1 protein-coding gene is annotated in these 1062 nt (G+C 63.8%); it reads left to right on the top strand.

The window, feature by feature from the left end:
* The coding region (mnmH, locus tag AC1DWI_RS24210; protein ID WP_477726048.1) for a tRNA 2-selenouridine(34) synthase MnmH at positions 1–832 on the top strand (832 nt) is incomplete at its 5' end.
* Positions 833–1062: the final 230 nt, after the last annotated feature.

Genomic DNA, 1062 nt, shown 5'->3' with positions numbered 1-1062 from the left:
CATCCAGCGTGACGTGCTGGACAAACCCCGGGAATGGCAACCGCTGCTGTATTGCTGGCGCGGCGGCAAGCGCAGCGGCTCGCTGGCGCTGGTGTTGGACCAGATCGGCTTCAAGGTGACGCTGGTGGACGGCGGTTACAAGGCATTTCGCGCCGCGCTGGTGGCGGATTTGCCGCAGCTGGCCGGCCGCTTTAGCTACCGGGTGGTGTGCGGCCCCACGGGTTCGGGCAAGACCCGGCTGTTGCAGGCCCTGGCGGCCGAAGGCGCGCAGGTGCTGGACCTGGAAGCGCTGGCCAACCACCGCAGTTCGGTGCTGGGCGCCATCCCCGGTGTGCAGCAGCCCAGCCAGAAGGCGTTTGACAGCAGCATCTGGGCTGCGCTGAAACGTTTTGATCCGGCCCAGCCGGTCTACATTGAAAGTGAAAGCAAGAAAGTCGGCAATGTGGCCGTGCCGGAAGGCCTGATCACCGCCATGCGGGCCAGCCCTTGCCTGCAGCTGGACCTGCCGGAGGATGAACGCGTAGCGCTGCTGCTGGAAGACTATGACTTTTTCGTGAAAGACATCGCGTTCTTCTGCGAACGCCTGGGCGCCCTGACGGAAGCACGCGGCAAGGCCGTTGTGCAGGACTGGCAGGCACRCGCCCGCAGTGGCGACGTGGCTTCGGTGGTGCGTGAACTGCTGGTCCAACACTACGACCCGGGCTATCTCCAGTCGATGCAGCGCAATTTTTCCGGGCATGCCACGGCCCGTGTGCTTTCGCCGCAGGACCACAGCACCGCAGCCATGGCCGCGCTGGCGCAAGCCCTGCGGGCTGAAAATTCCGCTCCCTGAAACGACAAACCCGGCAGACCTTTACAGGTATTGCCGGGCTTTTGATTGCCTGCCGTTCTTCCCGGCGTTTGGTTGCTACCAAATCAATAGCTGCTTGCGCTTGTCCATAAAGGGCTGCAGCCTTTTTTCATTAAAAATCGCGGGGACTCAGGGGGCCGGGTCTACAGGCGGGAGGCCACCGGGCGCCTCACCGTCGGGATCGGGCGTATCGGTCCCGTCGTCAGCGGCAT

The sequence above is a fragment of the Polaromonas sp. P3_C2 genome (assembly GCF_056402675.1).
Note: the sequence above shows the minus strand (reverse complement) of the source record. Positions and strands in the feature narration are given on the sequence as shown.